Below are 453 nucleotides of genomic sequence, written 5' to 3'. Positions count from 1 at the left end.
GAGATTAAGATGCTGGAGAGGCAGATCAATCCTCACTTTTTATTTAATACACTGGAACTGATCAGCGGATTAATTCTGGATGAAAAAGAAGAGGAAGCCATCTCTCTGTGCGGAAACTTAGGACAGTTGTACAGATATAATTTACGACAGGAAAAATGGATACAGCTGAGGGAAGAAATTGAGTATACAAAGCGGTACCTGGAAATCATGCAGTATAAAGTGGAGAATCTTGAGACTTTTTATGATATTGAGGATGAGGTTCTGGAGGAAAAAGTAATTAAGGCAATCTTACAGCCTCTGGTGGAAAATTCCACGCGTCACGGTTTCCGGGATAAGGCGGGAGAGTGCTGTATTGCGATACAGGCAAAACGAAGGGGATGCGGGCTTATACTGGAGGTTATGGATAATGGAAATGGGATGAGTGAGGAGCAGCTGTGTCAATTGAACCGTGAT

The 453-nt window shown here is 42.6% G+C and carries 1 protein-coding gene; it reads left to right on the top strand.

What is annotated here, in order from left to right; all coding sequences use genetic code 11:
- Window positions 1–453 (top strand): histidine kinase (locus tag NE664_13930; GenBank protein MCQ4727733.1); only part of this gene is annotated, 453 nt, incomplete at both ends.

It is taken from the genome of Anaerotignum faecicola (genome assembly GCA_024460105.1).
GTDB lineage: Bacteria > Bacillota > Clostridia > Lachnospirales > Anaerotignaceae > JANFXS01.
This window is presented reverse-complemented; position numbering and strand designations above follow the sequence as displayed.